Origin of the sequence: Lysobacter sp. KIS68-7 (genome assembly GCF_021284745.1) — a bacterium.
In the GTDB taxonomy this organism is placed as follows: Bacteria; Pseudomonadota; Gammaproteobacteria; order Xanthomonadales; family Xanthomonadaceae; genus Noviluteimonas.
In genome coordinates, this window is record NZ_CP089925.1 from 326,656 (window position 1) to 353,505 (window position 26,850).

26 protein-coding genes are annotated in these 26,850 nt (G+C 68.1%); 5 read left to right on the forward strand and 21 right to left on the reverse strand.

Annotation, left to right across the window (positions count from 1 at the left end; all coding sequences use genetic code 11):
- Window positions 1-4: 4 nt before the first annotated feature.
- From tolQ to aspS, 10 genes are all read right to left on the reverse strand, one after another.
- Window positions 5-796 carry a protein TolQ gene (tolQ, locus tag LVB87_RS01595; RefSeq protein ID WP_232899179.1) on the reverse strand — a complete coding sequence of 264 codons (792 nt, stop codon included), beginning with the start codon at window positions 794-796 and terminating at the stop codon, window positions 5-7.
- A complete protein-coding gene (gene ybgC, locus LVB87_RS01600) occupies window positions 793-1,227 on the reverse strand; it encodes a tol-pal system-associated acyl-CoA thioesterase (protein WP_232899180.1) in 435 nt (144 codons plus the stop codon). Before ybgC ends, tolQ begins: the two co-directional genes overlap by 4 nt.
- Entirely contained in the window at window positions 1,208-2,269 is a 1,062-nt protein-coding gene (gene ruvB / locus LVB87_RS01605) for a Holliday junction branch migration DNA helicase RuvB (protein WP_232899181.1), read from the reverse strand. Before ruvB ends, ybgC begins: the two co-directional genes overlap by 20 nt.
- 69 nt (window positions 2,270-2,338) lie before the next feature.
- Window positions 2,339-4,273, reverse strand: coding sequence for a potassium transporter Kup (locus LVB87_RS01610; RefSeq protein ID WP_232899182.1), 1,935 nt, complete (start codon window positions 4,271-4,273; stop codon window positions 2,339-2,341).
- A 10-nt stretch (window positions 4,274-4,283) separates the two neighbouring features.
- A complete protein-coding gene (gene ruvA / locus LVB87_RS01615; RefSeq protein WP_232899183.1) occupies window positions 4,284-4,871 on the reverse strand; it encodes a Holliday junction branch migration protein RuvA in 588 nt (195 codons plus the stop codon).
- 22 nt (window positions 4,872-4,893) lie between these two features.
- Window positions 4,894-5,418 (reverse strand): crossover junction endodeoxyribonuclease RuvC, encoded by a 525-nt coding sequence (gene ruvC / locus LVB87_RS01620; RefSeq protein WP_232899184.1) that lies wholly within the window; start codon window positions 5,416-5,418, stop codon window positions 4,894-4,896.
- Between the two features lie 9 nt (window positions 5,419-5,427).
- The gene (locus tag LVB87_RS01625; RefSeq protein WP_232899185.1) at window positions 5,428-6,162 is read right to left on the reverse strand and encodes a YebC/PmpR family DNA-binding transcriptional regulator; all 735 of its coding nucleotides are present in this window, start codon (window positions 6,160-6,162) and stop codon (window positions 5,428-5,430) included.
- Between the two features lie 65 nt (window positions 6,163-6,227).
- Window positions 6,228-6,845 carry an alpha/beta hydrolase gene (locus LVB87_RS01630; RefSeq protein ID WP_232899186.1) on the reverse strand — a complete coding sequence of 206 codons (618 nt, stop codon included), beginning with the start codon at window positions 6,843-6,845 and terminating at the stop codon, window positions 6,228-6,230.
- On the reverse strand, window positions 6,842-7,396 hold the full coding sequence (locus LVB87_RS01635) for a GNAT family N-acetyltransferase (protein WP_232899187.1): 555 nt from the start codon (window positions 7,394-7,396) through the stop codon (window positions 6,842-6,844). The genes LVB87_RS01630 and LVB87_RS01635 overlap by 4 nt, the downstream gene beginning before the upstream one ends.
- Window positions 7,393-9,171 (reverse strand): aspartate--tRNA ligase, encoded by a 1,779-nt coding sequence (gene aspS / locus LVB87_RS01640; RefSeq protein WP_232899188.1) that lies wholly within the window; start codon window positions 9,169-9,171, stop codon window positions 7,393-7,395. The genes LVB87_RS01635 and aspS overlap by 4 nt, the downstream gene beginning before the upstream one ends.
- A 121-nt stretch (window positions 9,172-9,292) precedes the next feature.
- On the opposite strand from aspS, the gene LVB87_RS01645 reads away from it, so the two are divergent.
- On the forward strand, window positions 9,293-10,363 hold the full coding sequence (locus LVB87_RS01645) for a GGDEF domain-containing protein (RefSeq protein WP_232899189.1): 1,071 nt from the start codon (window positions 9,293-9,295) through the stop codon (window positions 10,361-10,363).
- Window positions 10,364-10,366: 3 nt separating this feature from the next.
- Here the strand turns inward: LVB87_RS01645 and LVB87_RS01650 are convergent, their stop codons facing one another.
- Together LVB87_RS01650 and LVB87_RS01655 are read right to left on the reverse strand one after the other, a co-directional pair.
- The gene (locus LVB87_RS01650) at window positions 10,367-10,645 is read right to left on the reverse strand and encodes a zinc ribbon domain-containing protein (RefSeq protein ID WP_232899190.1); all 279 of its coding nucleotides are present in this window, start codon (window positions 10,643-10,645) and stop codon (window positions 10,367-10,369) included.
- A 39-nt stretch (window positions 10,646-10,684) separates the two neighbouring features.
- Window positions 10,685-12,547 carry an ABC-F family ATP-binding cassette domain-containing protein gene (locus tag LVB87_RS01655; protein WP_232899191.1) on the reverse strand — a complete coding sequence of 621 codons (1,863 nt, stop codon included), beginning with the start codon at window positions 12,545-12,547 and terminating at the stop codon, window positions 10,685-10,687.
- A gap of 134 nt (window positions 12,548-12,681) precedes the next feature.
- On the opposite strand from LVB87_RS01655, the gene LVB87_RS01660 reads away from it, so the two are divergent.
- Window positions 12,682-13,152 carry a Pycsar system effector family protein gene (locus LVB87_RS01660; RefSeq protein WP_232899192.1) on the forward strand — a complete coding sequence of 157 codons (471 nt, stop codon included), beginning with the start codon at window positions 12,682-12,684 and terminating at the stop codon, window positions 13,150-13,152.
- Here the strand turns inward: LVB87_RS01660 and clpB are convergent, their stop codons facing one another.
- Window positions 13,153-15,735, reverse strand: a complete 2,583-nt coding sequence (clpB, locus tag LVB87_RS01665; protein WP_232899193.1) for an ATP-dependent chaperone ClpB — start codon at window positions 15,733-15,735, stop codon at window positions 13,153-13,155.
- 186 nt (window positions 15,736-15,921) lie between these two features.
- Here clpB and LVB87_RS01670 point away from each other — a divergent pair, with 186 nt between their 5' ends.
- Window positions 15,922-16,638 carry a lysophospholipid acyltransferase family protein gene (locus LVB87_RS01670; RefSeq protein ID WP_232899194.1) on the forward strand — a complete coding sequence of 239 codons (717 nt, stop codon included), beginning with the start codon at window positions 15,922-15,924 and terminating at the stop codon, window positions 16,636-16,638.
- Between the two features lie 9 nt (window positions 16,639-16,647).
- On the opposite strand, the gene LVB87_RS01675 is transcribed toward LVB87_RS01670, so the two are convergent.
- Genes LVB87_RS01675 through rluD form a run of 4 tightly spaced genes read right to left on the reverse strand, consistent with a single transcriptional unit; the run spans window position 16,648 to window position 19,286 of the window.
- Complete coding sequence (locus LVB87_RS01675; RefSeq protein WP_232899195.1) at window positions 16,648-17,043, reverse strand: thiol-disulfide oxidoreductase DCC family protein; 396 nt, start codon at window positions 17,041-17,043, stop codon at window positions 16,648-16,650.
- Window positions 17,036-17,569 (reverse strand): DUF4166 domain-containing protein, encoded by a 534-nt coding sequence (locus LVB87_RS01680; RefSeq protein ID WP_232899196.1) that lies wholly within the window; start codon window positions 17,567-17,569, stop codon window positions 17,036-17,038. The genes LVB87_RS01675 and LVB87_RS01680 overlap by 8 nt, the downstream gene beginning before the upstream one ends.
- Window positions 17,566-18,300, reverse strand: coding sequence for a peptidoglycan editing factor PgeF (gene pgeF, locus LVB87_RS01685; RefSeq protein ID WP_232899197.1), 735 nt, complete (start codon window positions 18,298-18,300; stop codon window positions 17,566-17,568). Before pgeF ends, LVB87_RS01680 begins: the two co-directional genes overlap by 4 nt.
- The gene (rluD, locus tag LVB87_RS01690) at window positions 18,297-19,286 is read right to left on the reverse strand and encodes a 23S rRNA pseudouridine(1911/1915/1917) synthase RluD (protein ID WP_232899198.1); all 990 of its coding nucleotides are present in this window, start codon (window positions 19,284-19,286) and stop codon (window positions 18,297-18,299) included. The genes pgeF and rluD overlap by 4 nt, the downstream gene beginning before the upstream one ends.
- 111 nt (window positions 19,287-19,397) lie before the next feature.
- On the opposite strand from rluD, the gene LVB87_RS01695 reads away from it, so the two are divergent.
- A complete protein-coding gene (locus LVB87_RS01695) occupies window positions 19,398-20,252 on the forward strand; it encodes an outer membrane protein assembly factor BamD (protein WP_232899199.1) in 855 nt (284 codons plus the stop codon).
- Between the two features lie 4 nt (window positions 20,253-20,256).
- Here the strand turns inward: LVB87_RS01695 and LVB87_RS01700 are convergent, their stop codons facing one another.
- From LVB87_RS01700 to sucC, 4 genes are read right to left on the reverse strand one after another with little or no spacing between them, the layout of a single operon-like run.
- Complete coding sequence (locus LVB87_RS01700; RefSeq protein WP_232899200.1) at window positions 20,257-21,900, reverse strand: NAD+ synthase; 1,644 nt, start codon at window positions 21,898-21,900, stop codon at window positions 20,257-20,259.
- A gap of 32 nt (window positions 21,901-21,932) precedes the next feature.
- On the reverse strand, window positions 21,933-22,991 hold the full coding sequence (locus LVB87_RS01705) for a DNA topoisomerase IB (RefSeq protein WP_232899201.1): 1,059 nt from the start codon (window positions 22,989-22,991) through the stop codon (window positions 21,933-21,935).
- Window positions 22,992-23,032: 41 nt separating this feature from the next.
- Window positions 23,033-23,908, reverse strand: a complete 876-nt coding sequence (gene sucD / locus LVB87_RS01710) for a succinate--CoA ligase subunit alpha (protein WP_232899202.1) — start codon at window positions 23,906-23,908, stop codon at window positions 23,033-23,035.
- A 14-nt stretch (window positions 23,909-23,922) separates the two neighbouring features.
- On the reverse strand, window positions 23,923-25,089 hold the full coding sequence (gene sucC, locus LVB87_RS01715; protein WP_232899203.1) for an ADP-forming succinate--CoA ligase subunit beta: 1,167 nt from the start codon (window positions 25,087-25,089) through the stop codon (window positions 23,923-23,925).
- A gap of 148 nt (window positions 25,090-25,237) precedes the next feature.
- Between sucC and LVB87_RS01720 the strand changes: the two genes are divergently transcribed.
- Complete coding sequence (locus tag LVB87_RS01720) at window positions 25,238-26,824, forward strand: ATP-binding protein (RefSeq protein ID WP_232899204.1); 1,587 nt, start codon at window positions 25,238-25,240, stop codon at window positions 26,822-26,824.
- Window positions 26,825-26,850: the final 26 nt, after the last annotated feature.

Sequence of the window (26,850 nt, forward strand, 5' to 3'; positions counted from 1 at the left end):
CGCCTTATTCGTCGACGTGCGCCTGGCGCTGCAGGATCGAGGAGAACTCCTCGGAGAACGCGTCGTAGCGCGTGGCGATGCGCTCGACCTTGGTGGCGAAGCGGTTGTACGCCCACACCGCCGGGATGGCGGCGAACAGCCCCATCGCGGTCGCGATCAGCGCTTCGGAGATGCCCGGCGCGACGGTCGCGATGGTCGCTTCCTTCACGTTCGCCAGGCCCTGGAACGAAATCATGATGCCCCACACCGTGCCGAACAGGCCGACGTAGGGGCTGATCGAACCGACGTTGGCGAGGAATTCGAGGTTGTGTTCCAGGCCGTCGAGTTCGCGCGAGGTGGTCGCGCGCATCGCGCGCTGCGCGCCTTCCAGCTGCATGCGGCCGTCGGCGTTGCGGCGCTGGCGCACGCGGTTGAATTCACGGAAGCCGGCTTCGAAGATCGCTTCGAGGCCATCGGCGGAGCGGCCGCGCTCGGTGGCGCCGGAATACAGCTTCGCCAGCTCCGCGCCCGACCAGAAGCGTTCTTCGAAGCGCTCGGCTTCGCGTTCGGCGCGGTCGAGCACGCGCTTCTTGCGGAAGATGATCAGCCACGAGGCGATCGAGGCGAACAGCAGCAGCAACATCACCAGTTGCACCGGGATGCTGGCGTGCACGATCAGCTGCAGCAGGTCGATGTGCCCCGCGGGATGCGCGGCGGCATTGGCGGCCGCGGTGCCTGCGATCTCGACGGTCTGCGCGGCGCCCTGGTCGGGCAGTGCCTGGGTCGTCGCGGCCTGCGCCATCAACATCGGATTCATTCTGGGCTCTCCACGAGGGCGTTCAGTGCTTCGAACAACGGTTGCGGGATCGGACAGGGTTTGAACCTGGCGGCCGACAGCGCAGCGACGCGGACTTCCGCGTCGAGCAGCAGCGTGTCGCCGCGGCGAATCTCCTGCGCGAGCACGAGGCTCGCGCGGCGGCATTCGCGCAGCGCGACCGTCACTTGCAAGGCGTCGTCCAGGCGCGCAGGCAGGCGGAAGTCGATACGCATCGCCCGCACGGCGAACACGAGGTCGTGCTCTTCGCGCAGGCGATCCTGGCCGTGGCCCCGTGCCCGCATCCATTCGGTGCGCGCGCGTTCCATGAAGGCGAGGTACTGCGCGTGGTAGACCACGCCGCCAGCGTCCGTATCCTCCCAATACACCCGTGTCGGCCAACTGAACACGAGGTCACTCTTGGGTTGCATCATCCGGGCTCGTCGGTTCCGGGTGGACGAACAGGTCCTGCGCGCCGGCCTTCGGGCGCAGCCCGAGGTGGCGATACGCCTTCGCCGTGGCCATGCGGCCGCGCGCGGTGCGCACCAGGTAACCCTGCTGGATGAGGTAGGGCTCGATCACGTCTTCGAGCGTGCCGCGTTCTTCGCTGAGCGCCGCGGCGAGCGATTCGACGCCGACCGGGCCGCCGTCGAAGGATTCCACGATGGTGCGCAACAGGCGGCGGTCGAGTTCGTCGAAGCCCTGCGGATCGACCTTGAGCATCTGCATCGCCGCATCGGCGACGGCGCGGTCGATGTGGCCGCTGGCGCGCACCTGCGCGAAGTCGCGCACGCGGCGCAGCAGGCGGTTGGCGATGCGCGGCGTGCCGCGCGAGCGGTTGGCGATTTCCGCCGCACCCGACGCATCGCAATCGATGCCGAGGATCTGCGCCGAACGCCGCACGATGCGCGTGAGTTCCTCCGGCGTGTAGAACTCCAGGCGCTGCACGATGCCGAAGCGGTCGCGCAGGGGTGCGGTGAGCAGGCCCGCGCGCGTGGTGGCGCCGATCAGCGTGAACGGCGGCAGGTCGAGCTTGATCGAACGGGCCGCGGGGCCCTCGCCGATCATGATGTCGAGCTGGAAATCCTCCATCGCCGGATACAGCACCTCTTCCACCAGCGGCGAGAGGCGATGGATCTCGTCGACGAACAGCACATCGTGCGGCTGCAGGTTGGTGAGCAGCGCCGCGAGGTCGCCGGCCTTTTCGATCACGGGGCCGGAGGTCTGGCGCAGGCCGACGCCCAATTCGTTGGCGATCACGTGCGAGAGCGTGGTCTTGCCCAGGCCCGGCGGCCCGAAGATCAGCACGTGGTCCAGCGCTTCGCCGCGTCGCTTGGCCGCCTCGATGTAGATCTGCATCTGCTCGCGGACGGGCGCCTGGCCCAGGTATTCGTCGAGCTTGCGGGGGCGGATCGAAGCTTCGATCGCCTCGTCTTCGCGCGTGGCGGCGGCGGTGATGACGCGAGGGTCGTTCATGGCCCTATCGTCGCACGGTCGCAAGACCGCTGCGACCGTTGCGGGTGTGCCCTTTAGGGCGGGCCGCGATCAGATCTCGACCTGCGCGCCCAGTTCGACCAGCCGGTTGCCCGGGATGCGGAAGAAGCCCGTCGCCGGCGCCGCGTTGCGGTGCAGGAAGGCGAACAGGCGGTCGCGCCAGATCGGCATGCCGCGGTGGCGGCCGGCGACGACGGTTTCGCGGCTGGCGAAGAACGTGGTGTCCATCGGGTCGAACGGAATGCCCCGCGCCTCGCCCATGTCGCAGCTGCGCATCAGCGCCAGCGGCACGTCGGGCACTTCCATGAAGCCGAAGCGCACCAGCACGCGCCAGAAGTCGTCGCCGATCGGCTCGATCCGCAGGCGTTTGTCTTTCGGCGCGTGCGGCACGTTGAGGGTTTCCACCGTCAGGAACACGTTGCGCTCGTGCAGCACCTTGTTGTGCTTGAGGTTGTGCAGCAGCGCGTGCGGGACCATGCCCTTCTGCGCTATCAGGAAGATCGCGGTGCCCGGCACGCGCGCGGGCGGCGCGAGCATCAGGCCAGGCAGGAAGGTGTCGATCTGGATGCCGTCCTTGCGGATTTCCTCGTACAGCAACTGGCGACCGCGGCGCCAGGTGCGCAGCACGGTGAACACGATGATGGCGAGCACCACCGGGAACCACGCGCCATCGAGGAACTTCACGCCGTTGGCGATGAGGAAGGCGACGTCGATGATCGCGAACAGCAGGCACAGCGGCAGCACCCAGGCGCGCGCCTTCGGCCACATCGCGCGCGCGACCAGGGCGAGCAGGAGCGTGTCGATGAGCATCGTGCCGGACACCGACACACCGTACGCCGAGGCCAGGCCCGTGGAGCTGCGGAAGGCAAGCACCAGGCCGAGCACCGCCAGCATCAGCACCCAGTTGATCCACGGGATGTAGATCTGGCCGATGGTGTCCTTGGACGTGTGCTGGATGCGCATGCGCGGGATGTAGCCCAGCTGCATGGCCTGGCGCGCGACCGAGTACGCGCCGGTGATCACGGCCTGCGAGGCGATCACCGCCGCAGCCGTGGCCAGGATGATCATCGGGATGCGCGCGACGTCCGGCACCGACATGTAGAAGGGGTTGTGCGCGATGCGCGGGTCGACCAGCAGCAGCGCGCCCTGCCCCATGTAGTTGAGCATCAACGCCGGCAGCACGAACCAGTACCACGCGTGCCGGATCGGGCGCGCGCCGAAGTGGCCCATGTCCGCGTACAGCGCCTCGCCGCCGGTGACGGCGAGCACCACCGCACCGAGGATGAAGATGGCATGCGCGCCGTGCGTGGCGAAGAAGTTCATCGCCCACCACGGATTGATCGCGTGGAAAACCTCGGGGTTGTGGCGGATGTTGATCACGCCGATCGTCGCCAGCGCGAGGAACCACACCACCATCACCGGCCCGAACACCTTGCCCACGCGCTCGGTGCCGAAGCGCTGCGTGCCGAACAGGAACACGATGATCGCCAGCGTGATCGGCACGACCCAGGTGTGCATCTGCGGTGCGACGACCCCCAGGCCTTCCACTGCCGAGAGCGTGGTGATCGCCGGCGTGATCACGCCGTCGCCGAAGAACAGCGAGGCGCCGAAGATGCCGAGGATGCCCACCGCATACGTGGAGCGCGAATTCTTCGGCAGCGTGCGCTGGGCGAGCGCCATCAGCGCCATGATGCCGCCCTCGCCTTCGTTGTCGGCGCGCATGATGATGGTGACGTACTTGAGCGTCACCACGATCATCAGCGCCCAGAACACGAGCGAGAGGATGCCGAGCACGGTGTCGTGGTTGGCGGTCAGGCCGTAGTGCGGCGAGAACGCTTCCTTCAGCGTGTACAGCGGACTGGTGCCGATGTCGCCGAAGACCACGCCGACCGCGCCCACCGCCAGGCCGAGCAGCCCCGCGCGGCCGCCGTGCCCGGAATGCCCGTGCGTGTGCGAATTCGTTGCCTGCTGGCGGGTGTCGGCCATTTGGGGGTCTTCAGCGGAGCGCGGACTTTAGCGCCTTGCGGATGATGGTCGCGGCGTCGTCGCCCGTTGCGGCGGCATCGCGCACCATGCGCGAGGCTTCCGCGGGCTTGTAGCCGAGTTGCTGCAGGGCGACGACCGCTTCGGATTGCGCATCGGCCGGCACGTTGCCGCCGATCGGGCCGCCACCACCGCCGAGGTCCGCGGCGCGGTCGCGCAGTTCCACGACCATGCGCTCGGCGGTCTTCTTGCCGATGCCGGGAATGCGGGTGAGCGCAGTGACGTCGCCGGCCTGCACCAGGCGCGCGAAGTCGTCCACGCTCACGCCCGAGAGCACGGCCAGCGCGATCTTGGCGCCGATGCCCGTCACCTTCTGCACGTCGCGGAACAAACGACGCTCGCCTTCGCGCAGGAAGCCGTACAGCGACACGCTGTCTTCCTTCTGCGCGTAGTGCGTGAACAGCGCAACTTCGCGGCCGAGCTCGGGCAGGTCGTAGAACGTGCTCATCGGCGCTTCGAGCTCGTAGCCCACGCCATGCACGTCCACGACGAGCCACGGCGGCTGCTTGTGCACGAGGATTCCCTTGAGGCGTCCGATCACGCAGTGGCTCCGGTCGTGTGGGTCAGCGGCGGCGGCGCAGCAAGGCGACGCTCGCGCCTGCACGCAGCGCGGTCGCGCGCATGTGCGCATGGGTGAGGGCGACGGCGAGCGCGTCCGCGGCGTCGGCCTGCAGTTTCGCGTCGGGGAGTTTGAGCAACAGGCGCACCATGTGCTGCACCTGCGCCTTTTCCGCGGCACCGCCGCCGACCAGCGATTGCTTGATCAGGCGTGGGGCGTATTCGTGCACGGACAGCTGGCGGCGCACCACGGTGGCGATCGCGGCGCCGCGCGCGTGCCCCAGCTTGAGCGCCGAGGTCGCGTTCTTGTCCATGAAGACGGTTTCGATCGCGACTTCGTTCGGGGCCCAGGCGTCGATCAGGGCATCGAGGCCTTCGCACAGGCGGCCCAGGCGCGCGGGGAAGTCGGCGGCGTCCAGCAGCACCAGCGCTTCGCAATGGACGAACGTGCAACGCCCGGCATCGTCCACGTCGATCACGCCCACGCCGGTGCGCTGGGAGCCGGGATCGATGCCGAGGATGCGGGTCACTCGGGCAGTCTACGCGGCGTAGGCGTCGTCGCCGAGGTCGGCGTTGGAATAGACGTTCTGGACGTCGTCCAGGTCCTCGAGCCAGCGCAGCAGCTTGGCGACCTGCTGGGCCGTCTCGCCGGCCACCGCAATATCGTTGTCGGCACGCATGGTGACTTCGGCGATGTCGGGCTTCAGGCCCGCGCCGTCCATCGCGGCCTTGACCGCGTCGAAGCCGTCCTGGGCGGTCAGCACGTCGATGGCGCCGTCCTCGGGGTAGACGACCACGTCGTCGGCACCGGCATCGATCGCCACCTCGGTGATGCGGTCCTCGTCCGCGCCGGGCGCGAAGGACAGGACACCGAGCTTCTTGAACATGAAGGACACCGAGCCATCGGTGCCCAGGTTGCCTCCGAACTTGCCGAAGGCATGGCGCACGTCGGCGACGGTGCGGACCTTGTTGTCGGTGAGGCAATCCACGATCACCGCGACGCCGCCGGGCGCGTAGCCCTCGTAGCGGATTTCCTCGTAGGTGACGCCTTCCAGTTCGCCGGTCGCCTTCTTGATGGCGCGCTCGATGACGTCCTTCGACATGTTCACCTGCAGGCCGCGATCGATGGCGGCGCGCAGGCGCGGGTTCGACGACGGATCGCCGCCACCGGCGCGCGCGGCGACGCCGATTTCGCGGATCACCTTGGTGAAGATCTTGCCGCGCTGCGCGTCGACCGCGTTCTTGCGGGCTTCGATGGAAGGGCCACGACCCATGGGGACATCCGGTTGCTGGTCTTTCAGGGGCGCAAATTCTACAGGGGCGCCAAGCCCCGTGGCCGTCAGGCGGGGCGGGAAAAGCGGCCGTCCCGCAGGAAGGCGATCGCCTGGTCGGCGGCGTCGACGGACCAGAGCATCCCGCTGTGGCTGGCATCGATGACCACGTGGTCGGCGACCCCGGGCAGCCGGGTTTCTTCGACGGCGACCGTGCCGTCGTGGTCGCCCGCGAACTGGCCGAACAAGGCGCCGAGCCCGTGCGGCACGCGGCCGGCGACCACGCCGACCTGCGCCTGCCCCTGCCAGTGCGGGAAGCCGGATTGCAGCAAGGTCGCGCTGCGCCCGAGCAGATAGGTCGCCACCGGCCAGCGCAGCATGCCGGATGCGGCGCCGCTGCCCGCGAGTGGGGAGCCCAGGCACACCACGCGCCGCACCTTCAGGTGCGGTGCGTCGAGCAAGGCCTGCAGCGTGATGAGTCCGCCGAGGCTGTGCGCCACGATGTCGACGTCTTCATCGCCGATGATGTCGATCAAACGCGGCACGGCGCGATCGGGACCGTCTGCGACGCTCCCGTACGCGAAGATTTCGGGATCGAACCCCGCCGAGCGCAGCTTGCCCGCGAGCCAGGCCATCGCGAAGCCCGGCATCCAGAGACCATGCAGCAGGAGGACGCGCCGGCTCACGCGGTGGCGCTGCGTGCCTTCGGGGAGGCGGCCGCGTCGCGCCGCAGGATGAACTCGGGGTCGCGCGTGTTGCCGACCATGAATTCGTAACCGCCGACCTTCTGGAAGCCGAGGCGTTCGTAGAAGCGCTGCGCACCGAAGTTCTGCGAGTACACGCCGATCCACAGCGTGCAGGGGCCGTCCTGTTCCAGCCAATCGAACGCGGTCTGGATCAGGCGCGCACCGATGCCGCTGCCCTGTGCTTCGGGCAGCAGGTAGATGCGCTTCAGCTCGCCGTCCTCGGGACGCACGTCCTCGTGCGGCAGCATGCACGGGCGGCCGGCGAGCGCGTAACCCAGCGCCTGCCCGTCGCGTTCGACGATCCACAAGGCATACGTCGGATCGGTGAGGAACTTGCGCTGCTTCTCCACCGAATACGCGTCTTCCAGGAAGGCCGCGAGATCGTCCGGCGGATACAGGTGCCCGAACGCGCTGACGAACGCGCGCTCGCCGACATCCTTCAGGCGCTCGACGTCGTCGAGCGTCGCGCGACGGATCGTGGGCTCGCTCACTTGTCGGCCTTCTCGCGGACGGAGACGTGCACTTCGGCGAGCTGCTTGTCCGGCACCGGCGACGGCGCGCCGGTCATCAGGCACTGCGCGGTGGTGGTCTTCGGGAAGGCGATGACGTCGCGGATCGATTCCGTGCCCGCCATCAGCGCGGCGATGCGGTCGATGCCGAAGGCGATACCACCGTGCGGCGGCGCGCCGTACTTCAGCGCGTCGAGCAGGAAGCCGAACTTGCCTTCCGCTTCTTCCGCCCCGATGCCCAGCATGTCGAACACCGCCGACTGCATCTGCGAATTGTGGATGCGGATCGAACCGCCGCCGATCTCGTTGCCGTTGAGCACCATGTCGTAGCCGCGCGACACGGCGGTCTTCGCGTTCGCGCGCAGGTCGTCGATCGAATCGACCGCCGGCGCGGTGAAGGGATGGTGGAGCGCGACGTAACGCTGCTCTTCCTCGTCCCATTCGAACATCGGGAAGTCGGTGACCCACAGCGGCGTCCAGCCCACGGCGACCAGGCCCAGGTCCTTGCCGAGCTTCAGGCGCAGCGCGCCCATGAAGTCGGAGGCGGACTTGTACGTGGCGGCGCCGAAGAAGATCGCATCGCCGGTCTGCGCGCCGGTGGCCTTGAGGATCGCGGCGATCGTCGCGTCGTCGAGGAACTTCGCGATCGGCGAATTGATGCCTTCGCGACCCTTCGACGCGTCTTCGACCTTCATCCACGCCAGGCCCTTCGCACCGTACTTGGCCGCGTACGCGCCGTAGTCGTCGATCTGCTTGCGCGAGAACTGCGCGCCACCCGGCGCACGCAGCGCGACGACGCGGCCGTCGGCGTGGTTCGCCCAATCGGTGAACACCTTGAACTCGCAGGTCTTCACGAGCTCGGCGATGTCGGTGAATTCCATCGCGTTGCGCAGGTCCGGCTTGTCCGAACCGTAGCGGCGCATCGCCTCTTCGTACGTCATGCGCGGGAAGGGATTGGCCAGCTCCACGTCCATCACTTCGCGGAACACCACGCGGATCATTTCCTCCACGGTGTCCTGCACGTCGCGCTCGGACACCCACGCGAACTCCATGTCGAGCTGCGTGAATTCCAGCTGGCGGTCGGCACGTAGCGCTTCGTCGCGGAAGCAGCGCGCGATCTGGTAGTAGCGGTCGAAGCCCGCCATCATCAGGATCTGCTTGAACAACTGCGGCGACTGCGGCAACGCGTAGAACTCGCCCGGATGCATGCGCGCGGGCACGAGGAAGTCGCGCGCGCCTTCGGGCGTGGCCTTGGTGAGGATCGGCGTTTCGATGTCCTGGAAACCGCGCGCGTCGAGCCAGCGGCGCAGCGCCTGCACGAGCTTGATGCGCGTGCGCATCATCCGCTGCATCTCCGGCGTGCGCAGGTCGAGGTAGCGGTACTTCAGGCGGATGTCCTCGCCCGGGTTTTCGTGGGCGTGGAACGGCAGCGGCTCGGCCTTGTTGAGCAGTTCGATCTTCGTGGCGACGACTTCGACCTGGCCGGTCCTGATCTTCGCGTTCACGCTCGAGCGGCGGCGCACGACGCCGGTGATGCGCAGGCAGTCTTCGTAGCCGATCTTCGAAGCCGCTTCCACGACCGCCGCGTTGCCTTCCGCATCCGAGGATTCGGCGACGACCTGCACGATGCCTTCGTGGTCGCGCAGGTCGATGAAGCACAGGCCGCCGAGGTCGCGGGCGACGTCGGCCCAGCCGCACAGGGTGACGGTCTGTCCGACCAGCGCCTCGTCGACGAGGCCGCAGAAGTGGGTACGCATGGGAGCTCCAACACGGATGGCGGTCCGGCCGGGGCCGGAAAGACGCGCATTTTAGCCCGAGGCCTGCCCGGCCCGCCGCCCGCGTTCGTTCTTAATGAGTGGGGTGAGAAAGGGGTGGCCGATGGTGTTTCCGCCGGAACGCGAGGCGGCGTACGTCCAGCGAATGTTTGGTTGGCAGCGCGTGCGATTGCGCCGCCTGGTCCTGCTGGCCCCGCTACTGCTGCTGATTTTCGTGGCCGTGGAAGCCCTGCTCATGCCCGCCCCGCTGTCGGAGTGGCTGCGCGATCCCGTGGTGTGGGCCGGTTTCGTGATCCTGCTGGCCATCGCGCTGTGGATGCGGGGCATCGAGAGCGCCGACCTGTTCGCCTGGGTCGGGGTCGGGCTGCAGACGCTGTTCCTCGTCGCCTGCGCCCTCACAACCCGGCCCGGGCATGGCGGGCTCGCCCTGCTGCTTCCGATGTTCATCGCCACCCCGCTGGTGACCGCGCCCTTCTTCGCCCGCACGCGCACGGTGGTGATCGCGATCGTCTCCGCGTACGCGGCCGGTGCACTGGCGCTGTGGCACAGCAGCGCGGGCAGCACGGTCTGGCTGGCCTACGGCATCCAGGCCCTGGCCGGCGGCATCACGGCGATGGCGATGCACGGCACGGTCGACTATTCGCGTCGCGCCTACTTCCTCGCCGAAGAGGAGCTTGCGCAACGGGCCCGGCTCGACGCCCTCACCTCCGTGCTCAATCGCCGCCACTTCATCGAAATGGGCGAAGCGGCCCTGGCGCGCCTGCATCCGGGCGACCTGCTCACGGCCTGCTTCATCGACCTCGACCATTTCAAGCGCGTGAACGACGAGGGCGGCCATCGCCTCGGCGACCAGCTGTTGTCGGCGGTGGCGCAATGCCTGCTGGACCTCGAAGGTCCCGGTCGGTTGATCGGGCGCGTGGGCGGCGAAGAGTTCGCGATGCTGCTCTCGGGCATGCGCGCGGCCGACGCGGAGCAGATCACGAAGGATCTGTGCGCGCGCATCGCCGGGCTGAAGGTCGAGGACTTCTCATGCACCGCGAGCGTGGGCATCGCGGAATGGCATCACGGGGAATCGCTCTCCGACCTGCTGCATCGCGCCGACCTGGCGCTGCTGCATGCGAAGCGCACGGGGCGTAACCGCATCGTGCGGTGGCAGGAGCACCTGGCGGCCTGAGGTTTACTCCGACTTCGCGGGCGTCGACGGCTTCGAATCGGATGACGACGACGAAGACGAAGACGACGAGCCCTCCGTCAGGTTCTTCTTCTTGTCGCTGCCCTTCTTGAAGTCCGTCTCGTACCAGCCGCTGCCCGAGAGGCGGAACGACGGCGCGGTCACCTGGCGTTTCACCGCATCGGCGCCGCACTGCGGGCAGGCGGAGGGATCCGGGTCCGCGATTTTCTGCAGACGGTCGAAGTGGTGGCCGCAGGCGGCGCATTCGAAGGCGTAGATGGGCATGGCGGGCGAATGTCGCTTGGAATCGGAGGAATATTGGGGTCAGGCCGCTTCGTACAAGGCGAGCAGGTCGGCCTCGGCGCGAGTGAGCTCGGCGCGCAGGTCGGCTTGTTTGCGGCCCAGGTCCGCGGCCTTGGCCTTCTCGGCGTAGACCTTCGGGTCGGCCAGCACCTTGTCGATCTCGGCGATCTTCGCTTCGAGCTCGGCCACGCGGGCTTCGGCCTTGGCCAGGGCGTGCGGATTGGTTTTCTTCGCGGGCTTGGCCGGCGCGGGCGGCGCTTCCACTGCAGCGGGCTTGGCCTTTTCGGCCTTGTCCGCCTTCGAGGATTCGCTCCCCGGGCGCGAGCGCAGCCACGCGGCGTATTGGTCGAGGTCGCCATCGAAGGATTCGACCTTGCCGTCGGCCACGCGCACGAAGGTGTCGCACACCAGGCCGATCAGGTGGCGGTCGTGCGAGACCAGCACGATCGCACCATCGAAATCGCTGAGCGCCTCGGCGAGCGCTTCGCGCATGTCGAGGTCGAGATGGTTGGTCGGCTCGTCGAGCAGCAACACGTTCGGTTGCTTGAACGCAATCATGGCCAGCGCCAGGCGCGCCTTCTCGCCGCCTGAGAACCCGTCGATCGATTCGAATGCGCGATCGCCGGGGAAATTCCACTTGCCGAGGAAATCGCGGAACTGCTGCGTCGGCAAATCGCCTGCGACCTTCCGCAGGTGGTCGATGGGCGTCTGCCCGGCCATCAGCGATTCGACGGTGTGCTGCGCGAAGTAGCCGATGCGCATGTCCGGATGCGCGTTGCGTTCGCCCGCGAGGAGCGGCAACTCGCCGACCAGGGTTTTCACGAGCGTGGACTTGCCGGCGCCGTTCGGGCCGAGCAGGCCCACGCGATCGCCTGCTTCGAGGCCGAATCCCACGTCCGCAAGGATGCGCGTGTCGCCGTAGCCCGCATCGACGTGGTTCAGGCGCACCAGCGAGTTCGGCAGGCGCTGCGGCTCCGGGAATTCGATGCGCAGGGAACGCTCGGCGCGCACGGCTTCCGTGCCCGCGAGTTTCGCCAGGCGCTTCATGCGCGACTGCGCCTGCTTCGCCTTGCTGGCCTTGGCCTTGAAGCGATCGATGAACGACTGCAGGTGCGCGCGTTCGACCTGTTCCTTCTCGAAGGCGATCTGCTGCTGGCGCAGCTGTTCCGCGCGCTGGCGTTCGAACGCCGTGTAATCGCCGGTGTAGAGCTTGGCGCGGCCTTCGTGCAGGTGCAGCGTGTGCGTGGTGACGTTGTCGAGGAACTCGCGGTCATGCGAGATCACCAGCAGCGTGCCCGGGTAACGCAGCAGCCACTGCTCGAGCCAGAGGACGGCGTCGAGGTCGAGGTGGTTGGTCGGTTCGTCGAGCAACAGCAGGTCGCTCGGCGTCATCAGCGCGCGCGCGACGTTGAGGCGCACGCGCCAACCGCCGGAGAACTCGGACACGGCCTTCGCATGCGTTTCCGGCGGGAAGCCGAGGCCATGCAGCAGGCGGCCGGCGCGCGCGGTGGCGTCGTAGCCATTCAGTTCTTCGAGGCGTTGGTGCGCTTCGGCCACCGCTTCCCAGTCTTCGTTCGCGAAGGCATTCGCTTCGAACTGGATCGCGTCGTGCACCGCGGCGTCGCCGGAGAGCACGAAGTCGATCGCACTGTCGGGCAGCGACGGCGTTTCCTGCGCGACCGAGGCGATGCGCGCCTTGCCGGGCAGGTCGATGTCGCCCTTGTCGGGTTCCACCTCACCCATCATCGCGGCGAACAGGGAGGACTTGCCGGTGCCGTTGCGGCCGACGACGCCCACGCGATAGCCGGCGTGGAGGGCCAGGTCGACGTCGGACAAAAGGAGGCGCTCGCCCCGGCGGAGGGCGAAGTTGCGGAAAGCGATCATGGGCGCGAAGTTTACAGGCCCCGGGGCGGGCGATTCCCTGCGGATTCGCAGGCGTGCGGACAAATTCAGGCGGGATTTGCGGCCCGGCCGCGACCCGGGGACACTCGCCGCAACCCAAGGACGAGGGAAATACGGTGGATTTTGCGACCCGCTACGACTACCTGAAGACGGCCATCGCCCGCTACGACGGGTATTTCAATCTCGCCGCAGTGAAGGGCTCGCTGGTCCTCACGAGCAACGCGATCTTCCTCGCGCCCGCCATCGGCCAGCGCAGCGAACTCCTGGCCGCCTTGTCGGCGGGCGGCGCGGCGCGGGTGCTGCTCATCGCGGCCACGCTCCTGTCGCTCACCTCGATGGTGCTCGCATCGCTCGTGCTGGCCTCCTGGCTTGGGCGCTCGCGACCGGAATCGCTGATGTTCTCCGACACGGTCGCCGCCACGCGCCCCGACGATTACGTCAACGCCGTGGCGCAATTGGACGAAACCCGCGTCCTGGCCGATCTCGCGCGGCTGGCGCACATGCTCGCCACGGGGCTCACGCGCAAATTTCGCTACGTGACACTGGTCCTCGCGGTGGCGTGCGCATTCCTGGCACTGCTGGCCTGATCAACCCTTCCGGAAGGCCAGCTGGCCTCCCGAAGCCTCCACGTGGATGGTGTCCCCGCTCGTGAATTCGCCCGACAGGATCTTCGTGGCGAGGGGATTCTCCAGTTGCTGCTGGATCGCGCGCTTGAGCGGCCGCGCGCCGTAGACGGGGTCGAAGCCCACGTTCCCGAGCAATTGCAGGGCCGAGTCCGCGAGTTCGATCTTGATCCCCCGCTCCGCCAGCCGCTTGCCCAGGTACTGCGTCTGGATACGGGCGATCTCGCGGATCTGCGCCTTGTCGAGCGGATGGAAGACGACGATCTCGTCGAGGCGGTTGATGAACTCCGGGCGGAAGTGGGCCTGCACCACGCCCATCACCGCGGCCTTCATCTGCGTGTAGGCCTCCGGCGTGTCGCCCGACATCTCCTGGATCATCTGCGAGCCCAGGTTGGAGGTCATCACGATCACCGTGTTGCGGAAATCGACCGTGCGTCCCTGCCCGTCCGTCAATCGGCCATCGTCCAGCACCTGCAGCAGGATGTTGAACACGTCCGGGTGCGCCTTCTCGACTTCATCGAGCAGGATCACGCTGTAGGGACGACGCCGCACCGCTTCGGTGAGGTAACCGCCTTCTTCGTAGCCGACATAGCCCGGAGGCGCGCCGATCAGTCGCGCCACCGAATGCTTCTCCATGAACTCGCTCATGTCGATGCGCACCATCGCGTCGGGCGAATCGAACAGGAAATCGGCGAGCGCCTTCGTCAGTTCGGTCTTGCCCACGCCGGTCGGGCCGAGGAACAGGAAAGACCCGTTCGGCCGGTTCGGATCGCTCAGGCCCGCGCGCGAACGGCGGATCGCATCGGACACGGCACGCACCGCTTCGGCCTGGCCGACCACGCGCTTCTGCAACTGCTCTTCCATCTTCAGCAGCTTCTCGCGCTCGCCTTCGAGCATCTTGCTGACCGGGATGCCGGTCCAGCGAGCCACCACCTCGGCGATCTCCTCGGCGGTCACCTTGTCCTGCAGCAGCGTGAAGCCCTTCGACTCGGCTTCCTGCGCGGCCTTCAATTCCTTCTCCAGCTCCGGAATGCGCCCGTACTGGATCTCGCTCATCGTCGCGAAATCCTGCTTGCGTTGCGCCGCTTCCAGTTCGAGCTTCGCGTGTTCGATCTGCTCCTTGATCTTCGTCGCGCCCTGCAGCGTGGCCTTTTCGGCCTTCCAGATTTCTTCGAGGTCGTTGAACTCGCGCTCCAGCCGCGCGATCTCCGCTTCGAGATCGGCCAGGCGCTGCTTCGACTCCGCATCCTTCTCCTTCTTCAACGCCTCGCGCTGGATCTTCAGCTGGATCAACCGACGTTCCTTGCGGTCGAGCTCTTCCGGCTTCGAGTCGATTTCCATGCGGATGCGCGACGCGGCTTCGTCCATCAGGTCGATGGCCTTGTCGGGCAGCTGGCGGTCGCTGATGTAGCGGTGCGACAGCGTCGCGGCCGCGACGATCGCCGGGTCGGTGATCTCCACGCCGTGGTGCACCGCGTAGCGCTCCTTCAGGCCGCGCAGGATCGCGATGGTGTCCTCCACGCTCGGCTCGCCGACGAACACCTTCTGGAAGCGACGCTCCAGCGCCGCGTCCTTCTCGATGTACTTGCGATATTCATCGAGCGTGGTCGCGCCGATGCAATGCAGCTCGCCGCGCGCGAGCGCCGGCTTGAGCATGTTGCCCGCGTCCATCGCGCCCTCGGCCTTGCCCGCGCCGACCATCGTGTGCAGCTCGTCGATGAACAGGATGATCTGGCCTTCGTTCTTCGCCAGGTCGTTGAGCACGGCCTTCAGGCGTTCTTCGAATTCGCCGCGGAACTTCGCGCCGGCGATGAGCGCGCCCATGTCGAGCGACAACAGCCGCTTGCCGCGCAGGCCTTCCGGCACTTCGTTGTTGATGATGCGCTGCGCGAGCCCTTCGACGATGGCGGTCTTGCCCACGCCGGGCTCGCCGATCAGCACGGGGTTGTTCTTGGTGCGGCGCTGCAGGACCTGCACGCAGCGGCGGATTTCCTCGTCGCGGCCGATCACCGGATCCAGCTTGCCGCTCTCGGCGCGCGCGGTGAGGTCGATCGTGTATTTCTCCAGCGCCTGGCGCTGGTCTTCGGCGTTCTCGCTCTGCACTTTTTCGCCGCCGCGCATCGCGTCGATGGCGGCTTCGAGCTTCTGCTTGTTCGCACCGGCGGCTTTCAGCGCGCGGCCGGCCTCGCCGTTGTCGTCGAGCGCGGCGAGCAGGAACAGTTCGCTGGCGATGAACGCATCGCCCTTCTGCTGCGCGAGCTTGTCGGTGACGTTGAGCAGGCGCGCCAGGTCGTTGGACACGCTCACGTTGCCGGCCTGGCCGGAGACCTTCGGCAGCTTGTCCAGCGCCTCGCCGATGCGTTCGCGCAGCAGCGGCGCGTTCACGCCGGCCTGGGTGAGCAGCGCGCGCGTGCCGCCGCCCTGCTGGTCGAGCAGCGCCGCGAGCAGGTGCACGGGCTCGATGACGTTGTGGTCGCGGCCGACCGCGAGCGATTGCGCATCGGCGAGCGCTTGCTGGAAGCGCGAGGTGAGTTTGTCCATTCGCATGGAAAGGGCTCCGGGAGCATCTGGGGCCGGGCACGGCGCCGGCGATAGCCTGCAGATGCGGGCGTGGAGGCGGGGCCAAAAGGGGGACCGGCGCGGGCCGGCCGTGTGGGTCGGGGGCCGACCCCTTGGATCGGGCCGCCGGGCGGCTATCCTGTGCGCCGTTTTTCGGCTGGCCGGGTCGTGGTGATGGTGCGTCTGGGGTGGGGAGCGCTCAATGCGCTGCAAGCGATGTTCACGATCCTGGTGACGGTGTTGGGGTTCCCCGTCGCGCTGCTGCTGGGGATGTTCTGCGGACCGGCCGTCCCCTTGCGGATGGCCTCGTGGTACTGGGCGCCGCTGCTGTTCGCCGGCGCGGGTGCGAAGCTCGAGGTCGAGGGCGCGGAGGCCATCGACTGGTCGCGGGCGCAGGTGCTGGTGGCGAACCATGCGTCGATGTTCGACATCGCCGCCATGTTCCATGCCGTGCCCGTGCCGCTGCGCTTCATGCTCAAGCGCGAACTCGCGGCCATGCCCTTCATCGGTTGGTACGCACGCGCGATGGGCATGGTGTTCATCGACCGCGCCAATGCGCGCGAAGCGCGGCGCAGGCTCGGTGACGCGGCCGATCGCTTGCGCGCGGACGCCACGCTCATCGCATTCCCGGAAGGCACGCGCAGCAAGGACGGCACGACGGGGCCCTTCAAGGGCGGCGCGTTCCAGGTTGCGATCGAAGCCGGCGTTCCCGTGGTGCCGGTGGCGATCATCGGCAGCGGCGAGGTGTTGCCGCCTTCGGGCTTCAACGTGCGCCCGGGTACGATCCGCGTGCGTTTCGGTGCGCCGATCGACACGCGCGGCATGCAGGCGTCCGACCGCAGCGCACTGACCCAGCGTGCGCGCGATGCGGTGATCGCGCTGCAGGCCTGATTCGAAGTCTTAGAGGAACCGGTCCGCGTCGCGGGCGTCGGGAACGACGCACGCCTCGTGTCGGCCGAACCAGCGATAGCGATTGCGCGCGAGCGTGCGATAGCCCGCATCGCGCGAGGGCGCGGGCACCAGGTGCATCGCATGCGCGGCGCGCCACGCGCCGCCGAGGCCCGTGATCACGCGTCGAATGGCATCGGTGTCCCGGTGCGCGCCCGATTCGTCGAGCAGCAGGAAGGAACTGGGGTCGTCGGGGTCCAGGCCATGTTGCGCGAGCAAGCTGCGCCCGGCGTCGTTCTGCATCGCGGCGAAGCAATAGCGCCGCCGACGATCGTGCTTCAGCAGGAAGCGCACCCAGCCGTTGCACACGACGCAGGTGCCGTCGAAGACGATGATCGCCTCACCCACGTGCGAGCCAGCCTTCGTAACGGATGATCGGGCCGACCAGCGGCATCGCCGCCTCCACCAGGAATTCGTAGCGACCTTCGCGTTCCCGCTCGCGGCAACGCACCTGCGTGAACCACGACGAGGGCAGCGGCAGCACGCCGAACAGGTGCACGCCGGTGGTGTGCCACAGGATTTCGCCGTCGTGCACGCCCAGCGAGAACACGAATTCCAGCGGCCCGAGGCGTTCGAGCAGGCGCCCGTTCCATTCGCGGTAGCGCGAGGACATGCGGGCGCCGCCGAAATCGCGGTGCCAGTGTTCCCGCGTGCCATCGACCGCGAAGGTCACCGACGTCGGTGCATCGCGGCGTGCGCCAGGGAGGCCGGCGACGGTGGCGCACAGCTTCGACAACAGGTTCCTGCCGCGCGTGATGTTGGCCGCACCGCGCCAGGTTTCCTGCGTCGATACGGCATGCACGCCGCGCACCAGCGGCGGCAATGCGTCGAAGGCCTGCGCGCCGAGCACGCGGCGGAACAAAGGTTCGTTCACGGCGCCATCCAGGCGATCGTCGCCATCCGCCCCGTCCGCTGGTCGCGGCGATGCGAGAAGAAGCGCGCATCGCCGATCGTGTCGAAGGCTCCGCCATGCACGTCCATCACGCCGGCGCGCGCGAGGCGCTGGCGTGCGAGGGCATACAGGTCGACGCGCCAATGGCCTTCGCGCGTCGGCACGAAGGCCGCCGCGGCGGCCGAAGCGTGCGACACGAACGCGTCGTACACCTCGCGCCCGATTTCATAGGACTGCGGCCCCGCGGCCGGGCCGAGCCACGCGACGATGTGTTCGCGCGGCGTGCGCATCGCATCGAGCGTGGCTTCCAGCACGCCGCCCGCGAGTCCGCGCCAGCCCGCATGTGCGGCGCCGAGTTCATCGCCGTCGCGCGAGGCGAAGACGACGGGCATGCAATCGGCCGTGAGGATCGCGAGCACGGTGCCCGGCGTGCGGGTCACCGCGGCGTCGGCTTCGGGTTCGTCGTGGCCCGGTTCGATCGCGACATGCGTGCCGTGCACCTGGCGCAACCAGCGCGGTGCCGACGGCAATGCAAAGCGTTCGATCAGTTCCGCACGGTTGCGCGCGACGGCATCGAGGTCATCGCCGCTGCGCAATCCGAGATTGAAGGCATCGAAGGGCACGATCGAGCGCCCTGCCCCATGCCGCAAGGTCGTGAACGCCTGCACGCCGCCCGGCGCGGGCCATTCGGCGCGCAGGACGGCCTCGCTCACCGGGCCGCCTCCGTCGCGGCACGCTGGTCGTCGCGCAACGCGTCCATCAGCTTGCGCAGGTCCGCGGGCACGGGCGCGGTGCAGCGGATCGGCTCGCCGCTGATCGGATGCGTGAACTCCAGCGTTTCGGCATGCAGCGCCTGGCGCCTGAAGCCGCGCAAGGCTTCGATCAGCTCGGGCGTCGCGCCGCGGGGGAGCTTCAAGGGTCCGCCGTACAGGGGATCGCCGACGATCGGGTGCTTCAGATGCGCCATGTGCACGCGGATCTGGTGCGTGCGCCCCGTTTCCAGGCGGCATTCCAGCGCGGTGTGCGCGCGGAAGCGTTCGCGCAGGCGGTAGTGCGTGATGGCTTCCTTGCCGTCGTCGCGCACGGCCATGCGGATGCGGTCGCGCGGGTGGCGGTCGATCGGCGCATTCGCCGTGCCGCCGCTGACCAGCGCGCCCACGACCACCGCCAGGTACTGGCGATGCACGCCGCGCGCGGAGAGCTGTTCGACCAGCGCGGTGTGCGCGGGCAGCGTGCGCGCGACCACCATGACGCCCGACGTGTCCTTGTCGAGGCGATGCACGATGCCCGCGCGCGGCAGGACTTCCAGCGAGGGATCGCGGTGCAGGAGCGCATTCACCAGCGTGCCGGCCGGGTTGCCCGCGCCCGGGTGCACCACCAGGCCCGCGGGCTTATCGAGGACGAACACCGCTTCATCCTCATACAGGATGTCCAGCGCGATGTCCTCGGCGACGGCCGTGGTCTGGACCTCGAGCACGACCTGCAGCGACACCGTCTCGCCGCCGCGCACGGGATCGCGCGGCCGCGCGGGGCGTCCATCGAGCAGCGCATCGCCCGATTTGATCCACTCGGACAGGCGCGATCGCGAAAACTCGGGGAACAATTCGGCCAGGACGGCGTCGAAGCGACGTCCGGCAGCCGAGTCGGGCACGATCGCGGTACGCGACTCGGCGCCCGCGTCGGGATGGGAAGAGGTCATGCGGACTCCGGTTCAGCCACGGGGACCGGGACCGGCCCGGCCCCTCGCGACGGGCTGTTATTATCCGGGCTTCGTGCCTCCGGCGCCCCCACTTCCTTCAGCCTCCTGCCCATGACCCTTCGCTTCGTGCCGCGTTCCCTGCTCCTGCTGCTGCTCGCCGCCGTCCTGGCCAGCTCCGGGTGCTCGAGCTTCAAGAACCTGTGGGGCAAGAAAGACAAGAACGAGGGCCAGCCCGTCGAAGTCCTGTACGACAAGGCCCACCAGGACATGCTGAAGGAACGCTGGTCCAGCGCCACCGAGGTCTGGCAGCGCCTGATCGCCCAGTATCCCTATGGCCCGTACACCGAGCAGGCCATGATGGAAATGGCCTATGCGCAGTTCAAGGCGGGCAAGCACGACGATGCGGTGAGCACCATCGACCGCTTCATCCGCACCTACCCCACGCATCGCAACATCGCCTACTTCTATTACCTGCGCGGCCTGTCCAATGCCACGCGCAACGCCATCTTCCTGCAGAAGGTCTTCTCGCTGGAGATGAGCAACCGCGACCTGTCGGCGCCGCAGCAGGCCTACAACGATTTCTCCACGGTCTCCGAGCGCTACCCGAACAGCCGTTACGCCGAGGACGCCGGCAAGCGCATGATCGAATTGCGCGACCTGTTCGCGAAGCACGAGCTCGACACCGGCCTGTATTACCTGCGTCGCGGCGCCTACGTCGCGTCGGCCTCGCGCGCGAAGTACATCCTGGAAACCTATCCGCAGAGCGCCTGGCAGAACGATGCCGTTGCGCTGCTGGCCGAGTCCTACACCGAGATGGGCAACAAGACGCTCGCCGACGATGCCCGTCGCGTGCTGCAGCAGAACGACCCGAACCACCCGTGGCTCTCGGGCGACTGGCCGAACTTCCCGTCGACCTTCCGCAAGCTCAACCCGTTCGCGGGCGAGAAGTCGGCGGCGGAGCACTAAGCCGTCATTTGTACCCGTTCGTGATCGGATAACGCCGCTCACGCCCGAACGCGCGCCGCGAGACCTTCGGTCCCGGCGCGGCCTGGTGGCGCTTCCACTCGCTGATCCGCACCAGGCGCAGCACGCGCTCCACGGTGGCGGCATCGAAGCCCGCCGCGACGATCTCGTCGCGCGCCTGCTCCAGGTCCACGTGGCGATACAGGATCGCGTCGAGCACGTCGTAGGGTGGCAGCGAATCCTGGTCCTTCTGGTTCTCGCGCAGTTCCGCCGACGGCGGGCGATCGATCACCCCCATCGGGATCACCATGCCTCCGTGCGGCGCCGTGCCGCCGAACGCATTGCGCCAGCGCGCGAGCGCGTAGACCTCGGTCTTGTACAGGTCCTTGATCGGCGCGTAGCCGCCGCACATGTCGCCGTAGATCGTCGCGTAACCCACGGCGTATTCGCTCTTGTTGCCGGTGGTGAGCAACAGGCCGCCGAACTTGTTGGACAAGGCCATCAGCAACACGCCGCGACTGCGCGACTGCAGGTTCTCTTCGGTCACGTCGGGCGCCTTGCCGTCGAACAGCGGCGCCAGCGCTTCGAGGAACCCGGCGAAGGGTTTCTCGATCGACACCGCTTCCAGCCGCACGCCGAGCGAGCGGCACTGCTCCGCCGCGAGGTCGTTCGACATGCCCGCCGTGTAGCGTGAGGGCAAACGCACCGCAGTGACGTTCTCCGGCCCGAGCGCATCGACCGCGAGCGCGAGCACCATCGCCGAGTCGATGCCGCCCGACAAGCCGAGCCACACCTTTTCGAATCCGTTCTTGCCGCAGTAATCGCGCAGGCCGCGCACGATCGCGCGCCAGGCCAGGGCATCGCGGCTTTCCTCCGGCTCCACCGGCCACAGCAGCGGCAGGAAGCTGCGCGTGGCGGGATCGAAATCCGCGACCAGCCACGCATCCTCGAATGCGACCGCGGCCGGATGCACGCGACCGTCGCCGTCGGCGATGACCGAGGCGCCGTCGAACACCACCGCATCCTGGCCGCCCACGACATTGAGATAGGCGAGCGCGGTGCGCGCTTCGGCCACGCGCTCGGCGATCAGGCCGTCGCGCTGCGCGTGCTTGTCGCGCTCGTAGGGCGACGCGTTCGGCACGAGCACGAGCTGGACGTTCTCGTTCGCCAGGCGCGCGATCGGCTCGGGGAACCACAGGTCTTCGCAGATGACCAGGCCCACGCGCACGCCCTGCACGTCGAAGACGCAGGCTTCGCCGTCGGGATCGACATCGAAGTAACGGCGCTCGTCGAACACCGCGTAGTTGGGCAGCTCGCGCTTGCGATACGTCTGCTCGATCGCGCCGTCGCGCAGCACGCTCGCGGCGTTGTACACCACCGCGCCCGCGGCCTGCGGCCAGCCGACCACGGCCACGATGCCCTGCACGTCGCGCGCGATGCGTTGCAGCGCCGCTTCGCAATCGCGCAGGAAGCGCGGGCGGAGCAGCAGGTCTTCCGGCGGATAACCGCTGATCGCCAGTTCGGGGAACAGCACGATGTCGGCACCGTGTTCGTCCCGCGCGATCGCGATCATCTCGGCGATGCGCTCGGCGTTCGCCTCGACCGCGCCCACCGGGAAATCGAACTGGGCCATCGCCAGACGAAGGGCCATGCGTCGCTCCGCTGTGTTCCTGACGCGCAAGTCTAACGCGGCGCCTTCGGGCGGCGCGCGGCGCGCAACAGGCGCAGCGCGGCCTGTTCCCACTGGCGCGGCCCGCGCGCGTCCTTGCAGGCGCGGTGCAGGCGGCCGTCTTCCCATGCCTGGAAGACCGTCGGGTCGATGTAGGACTTGCGGCAGACCGCGGGCGTGTTGCGCAGGCGCTTGGCCACGCGCTCGACCACCGTGTTGCGGATGGCCGTGGCCACGCGCTGGTTGAGCCCCCCGTTGTCCTTCAGCGGCACCGTCTGGTCTGCGAGCAGGCGCAGCGCGGAGAGCGTCGCCCCCCAGGTGCGGAAGTCCTTCGCGGTGAACGCCGCGCCCATCGCGTCGCGCAGGTAGTCGTTGACCGTGCCGCTGTCGACGGGCTGCGGATGGTCCTCCTCGTCGAGGTACTGGAACAACGACTGCCCGGGCAGTTGCTGGATGCGACGCACGAGCCGCGCGACGCGGGCATCGTCGAGCACGATGTCGTGCTCCTGCCCGCTCTTGCCGCGGAAGCGCAGGCGCGCGCGGCCACCGGCGAATGCCACGTGGCGATTGCGCAGCGTGGTCAGTCCGAAGGACTGGTTGCCGCGCGCGTATTCGTCGTTGCCTACGCGGACCAGCGTGTCGCCCATGATCGCCACCATCATCGCGGTGACTTTTTCGCGCGGGAGTCCATCGAGCACGAGATCCCGCCGCAACGCGCGGCGCAGGCGCGGCAGCGCAGCACCGAAGGCGACGATGTGGTCGAACTTCTCCGCATCGCGCACGACGGACCAGCGCGGGTGGTAGCGATATTGCTTGCGACCGCGCGCATCGCGCCCGGTGGCCTGGAGATGGCCGTTGGCGCGCGCGCAGATCCAGACGTCGCGATAGGCCGGCGGAACGGCGAGCTTGCGGATGCGCTGCAGCGTGCGCGCATCGCGCACCACGCGACCGTCGGCATCCACATACGAAAAACCCCGGCCTGCGCGCTTGCGGCGCAGGCCGGGGTCGTTGTCGCTGACATACACGAGGCCGCCTTCTTCCGCGGACTTCTCGTTCGGGTCGGTGTTCGCCATCGCCGCAGCGTTGCGGCGGAGGCGTCAACGCACCGTGTCGATTACTTCTTCAAACGCGCGGCGATCGCGGCACCGAGGTCGCCCGGCGACTTCACCGTCGTCACGCCCGCCTTTTCCATCGCGGCGAACTTGCCTTCGGCCGTGCCCTTGCCGCCCGAGGCGATCGCACCGGCGTGGCCCATGCGCTTGCCCTTCGGCGCGGACGCACCGGCGATGAAGCCGACGACCGGCTTGGTCACGTACTGCGCGATGAACTCCGCGGCTTCTTCTTCGGCGCTGCCGCCGATCTCGCCGACCATGATGATGCCTTCGGTCTGCGGATCGTCCTGGAACCACTTCAGCGCGTCGATGAAGTTGGTGCCGTTGATCGGGTCGCCGCCGATGCCGATGCAGGTCGACTGGCCCAGGCCTACGTCGGTCGTCTGCTTCACCGCTTCATAGGTGAGCGTGCCCGAGCGCGACACGATGCCGATCTTGCCCGGCTTGTGGATGTGGCCCGGCATGATGCCGATCTTGCACTCGCCCGGCGTGATCACGCCCGGGCAGTTCGGGCCGACCAGCACGACGTCGTCGTAGCCGTTGAGCGTGTTCTTCACGCGCAGCATGTCGAGCACCGGGATGCCTTCGGTGATGCACACGATGACCTTGATGCCCGCATCGGCGGCTTCGAGGATCGCATCGGCCGCGAACGGCGGCGGGACGTAGATGACGGAGGCATCGGCGCCGGTCTGGTCGACCGCGTCGGCGACGGTGTTGAACACCGGCAGGCCGAGGTGCTGCGTGCCGCCCTTGCCCGGCGTGACGCCGCCGACGACCTTGGTGCCGTACTCGAGCATCTGTTCGGCGTGGAAGGTGCCCTGCGAGCCGGTGAAGCCCTGGACGATCACTTTGGTGTTCTTGTTGATCAAAACGCTCATGGTGTCGTCGGTCCTTACTTGCCGGCGGCGGCAGCAACCGCCTTCTTCGCGCCGTCGTTGATGTCGTCGGCGGCGATGATCGCCAGGCCCGAATTCTTGAGGATGTCCTTGCCGGCTTCGACGTTCGTGCCTTCCAGGCGCACGATCACCGGCACCTTGACGTCGACTTCCTTGACCGCGGCGATGATGCCCTCGGCGATCATGTCGCAGCGGACGATGCCGCCGAAGATGTTGACGAAGATCGCCTTGACGTCCGGATCGCGCAGGATGAGCTTGAAGGCTTCGGTCACGCGTTCCTTGGTGGCGCCGCCGCCCACGTCGAGGAAGTTCGCCGGCTCGCCGCCATTGAGCTTGATGACGTCCATCGTGGCCATGGCCAGGCCCGCGCCGTTGACCATGCAGCCGATGTTGCCGTCCATCGTGACGTAGTTGAGGTCGTGCTGGCTGGCCAGCACTTCGGTCTCGTCTTCCTGGCGGATGTCGCGCATCGCGGCGAGTTCCGCGTGGCGGAAGGTCGCGTTGTCGTCGGAGTTGACCTTGCCGTCGAGCACCGCGAGGTTGCCGTCGGTCATGATGGCCAGCGGGTTGAGTTCGACCAGCGCCAGGTCCTTTTCGTTGAACAGGCGGAACAGGCCCAGCATGATCTTCGTCAGCTGGTTCACCTGCTTCGCGTCCAGGCCGAGGGCGAAGCCCATGTCGCGGCACTGGTAGGGCTGCAGGCCCTGCACGTAGTTCACGTGCAGCGTCTTGATGGCGTCGGGATTCTTTTCCGCGGTCTCTTCGATGTCCACGCCGCCTTCGGCGGAGGCGATGTAGGTGATCGCCTTGCTGGAACGGTCGACGAGCACCGACAGGTACATTTCCTTGGCGATGTCGGTGGCCTGGGTCACCAGCACGCAGTCGACGGGCAGCGCCACGCCGGCGGACTGGTAGGTCTCCATCTTCGTGCCCAGCATGCCCTTGGCGTACTCGCGCACCTGGTCGAAGGTCTTGGCGAGCTTGACGCCGCCGGCCTTGCCGCGGCCGCCCGCGTGGATCTGGGCCTTGACGACCCAGAAGTCGCCGCCGATGGCCTTGGCCGCGTCGACGGCCTCCTCCGGCGTGCGGGCAACGCGCCCGGCCGGGACCGCGATGCCGTAATCGGCAAACAACTGCTTCGCCTGATATTCGTGGAAGTTCATGCGTCACCAATGAGGGGAGGAACCCCGCGCGCAAAGAGGCCTGTTGGCCGGGGCGCGCGAAAAGGGGCGCGTATTGTCGCCGATGCCGGACCCGCGGGGCAAAGCCGCATCCCCCTATACTCCGGCCAACCTCATCGGGAAGCCCCCCTTGCCGCGCACGCACGCCCCCGTCAGCACCGAGAGCGCGCTGCGTCGCGAGCTGTATTTCTTCACGCTCTATCGCGCGCTGGAAGCCGGGCTGCTGGCGCTGGTGGTCTTCAGCGTCTTCGGCGATTTCTTCGGCAAGCCGCGCGACCCCTCCCTCGGGCAGGCGACCGCGAGCCTTTACCTGCTGGCCGCGCTGGCCCTGTTCCTGAGCGGCCGCAAGGGTCCGCTGGCGCGCGAAGCGCTGGTCGGCGTGATGATCGACATCGTCGCGGCCACCCTGGCCATCCACGCGTTGCCGGGGGCGGCGTCGGGCATTGCCTTGATGTTGTTGTTCAACGTCGGCGCGGCCTCGCTGTTCCTTCCCCTCCCCCTGGGGCTCGGCACGGCGGGCCTGGCGGGCGCGGCGCTGATCGGCGAAATGGTCTGGTCCGCGATGGCGGCCAGCGGCAACCCCCGTTCGCCGGCGGAGTTGCTGATGTTCGCCATCAGCTTCCTGGCGGTGGCGACCCTGACCAACCTGCTGGGCCGGCAGATGCGCGCGAGCCAGGCGCTCGCCGATCGCCGCGGCGCGGAGGCGGCCAGCCTGTCGGAGATGAGCGAGCTGATCATCCGTCGCATGCGCACGGGCGTGGTGCTGATCGACGGCGACGGCAAGGTGCGCATCGCCAACGAAGCGGCGATGCTGCTGATCGGCAACCAGTCGGGCGACACGCTGGCGCGCTTCACGCCGGAGCTCGATCGTCGCCTGCGCCGCTGGCGCCACGATGGCGTGGCGGATGAAACGCCGATGAAGTTCGCGCCCGACCTGCCGGAAATCGTGCCGCGCTTCACCCGCCTGCTCGCCGACAGCGACCAGACACTGGTGTTCCTCGACGACACCACGCTGCTCTCGCGCCGCGCCGAATCACTCACGCTGGCCACGCTGGGCCGCTTCTCCGCGAGCCTGGCCCACGAGATCCGCAACCCGCTCGCGGCGATCAGCTACGCGACGCAGTTGCTGGAGGAGTCGCGGGAAATCCTGGACGCGGATCGTCGGCTGCTGGAAATCATCCACCAGCAGACCATGCGCATGAACGGCATCGTCGAGAACGTGCTGGGCCTGGCGCGGCGCGAACGCGCGCAGCCGGAGTACGTGGAGCTGGTGGGCTTCGCGCGGCGCTTCATCGAGGAGTACCGCACCAACCACCCGCTGGAAGGCGACACGCTGCAGGTCGCGAGCGACCACCTCGCCGTGCCCGCGCTCGCCGATCCGCGCCAGCTGCACCAGGTGCTCGTCGCGCTGGTGCACAACGCGCTGACCTATGGCCGCATGCCCGGCCAACCGGCGCGCGTGACCCTGCACATCGCCACGCCGCACGGCCCGCAGATCGATGTCATGGACCGCGGGCCCGGCATCCCGGAGACGGTGGCGGCGCAATTGTTCCGCCCCTTCTTCACGACGTCGGGCCACGGCACGGGCCTGGGCCTCTACATCGCCCGCGAGTTGTGCCGGGCAAACCAGGCCACGCTCGAATACGTTCCGATGCCCGGCGGCGGGTGTTGTTTCCGGATTCGCCTCGCCGGTCCGCATTCACTCTTGCCCGCGTAGCTTCCGCGCAGGTCGGAAAGCGCGGT

Coding starts and splice junctions, on each gene's coding strand:
- LVB87_RS01650 (WP_232899190.1), bottom strand. CDS start 10,645: ATGCCCATCTACGCCTTCGAATGCGCCGCCTGCGGCCACCACTTCGAC.
- LVB87_RS01670 (WP_232899194.1), top strand. CDS start 15,922: ATGGTGCGTCTGGGGTGGGGAGCGCTCAATGCGCTGCAAGCGATGTTC.
- clpB (WP_232899193.1), bottom strand. CDS start 15,735: ATGCGAATGGACAAACTCACCTCGCGCTTCCAGCAAGCGCTCGCCGAT.
- LVB87_RS01700 (WP_232899200.1), bottom strand. CDS start 21,900: ATGGCCCTTCGTCTGGCGATGGCCCAGTTCGATTTCCCGGTGGGCGCG.
- sucC (WP_232899203.1), bottom strand. CDS start 25,089: ATGAACTTCCACGAATATCAGGCGAAGCAGTTGTTTGCCGATTACGGC.
- ruvB (WP_232899181.1), bottom strand. CDS start 2,269: ATGAACGACCCTCGCGTCATCACCGCCGCCGCCACGCGCGAAGACGAG.
- sucD (WP_232899202.1), bottom strand. CDS start 23,908: ATGAGCGTTTTGATCAACAAGAACACCAAAGTGATCGTCCAGGGCTTC.
- LVB87_RS01645 (WP_232899189.1), top strand. CDS start 9,293: ATGGTGTTTCCGCCGGAACGCGAGGCGGCGTACGTCCAGCGAATGTTT.
- ybgC (WP_232899180.1), bottom strand. CDS start 1,227: ATGATGCAACCCAAGAGTGACCTCGTGTTCAGTTGGCCGACACGGGTG.
- LVB87_RS01610 (WP_232899182.1), bottom strand. CDS start 4,273: ATGGCCGACACCCGCCAGCAGGCAACGAATTCGCACACGCACGGGCAT.
- LVB87_RS01625 (WP_232899185.1), bottom strand. CDS start 6,162: ATGGGTCGTGGCCCTTCCATCGAAGCCCGCAAGAACGCGGTCGACGCG.
- rluD (WP_232899198.1), bottom strand. CDS start 19,286: ATGACCTCTTCCCATCCCGACGCGGGCGCCGAGTCGCGTACCGCGATC.
- LVB87_RS01705 (WP_232899201.1), bottom strand. CDS start 22,991: ATGGCGAACACCGACCCGAACGAGAAGTCCGCGGAAGAAGGCGGCCTC.
- LVB87_RS01655 (WP_232899191.1), bottom strand. CDS start 12,547: ATGATCGCTTTCCGCAACTTCGCCCTCCGCCGGGGCGAGCGCCTCCTT.
- aspS (WP_232899188.1), bottom strand. CDS start 9,171: ATGCGTACCCACTTCTGCGGCCTCGTCGACGAGGCGCTGGTCGGACAG.
- tolQ (WP_232899179.1), bottom strand. CDS start 796: ATGAATCCGATGTTGATGGCGCAGGCCGCGACGACCCAGGCACTGCCC.
- LVB87_RS01695 (WP_232899199.1), top strand. CDS start 19,398: ATGACCCTTCGCTTCGTGCCGCGTTCCCTGCTCCTGCTGCTGCTCGCC.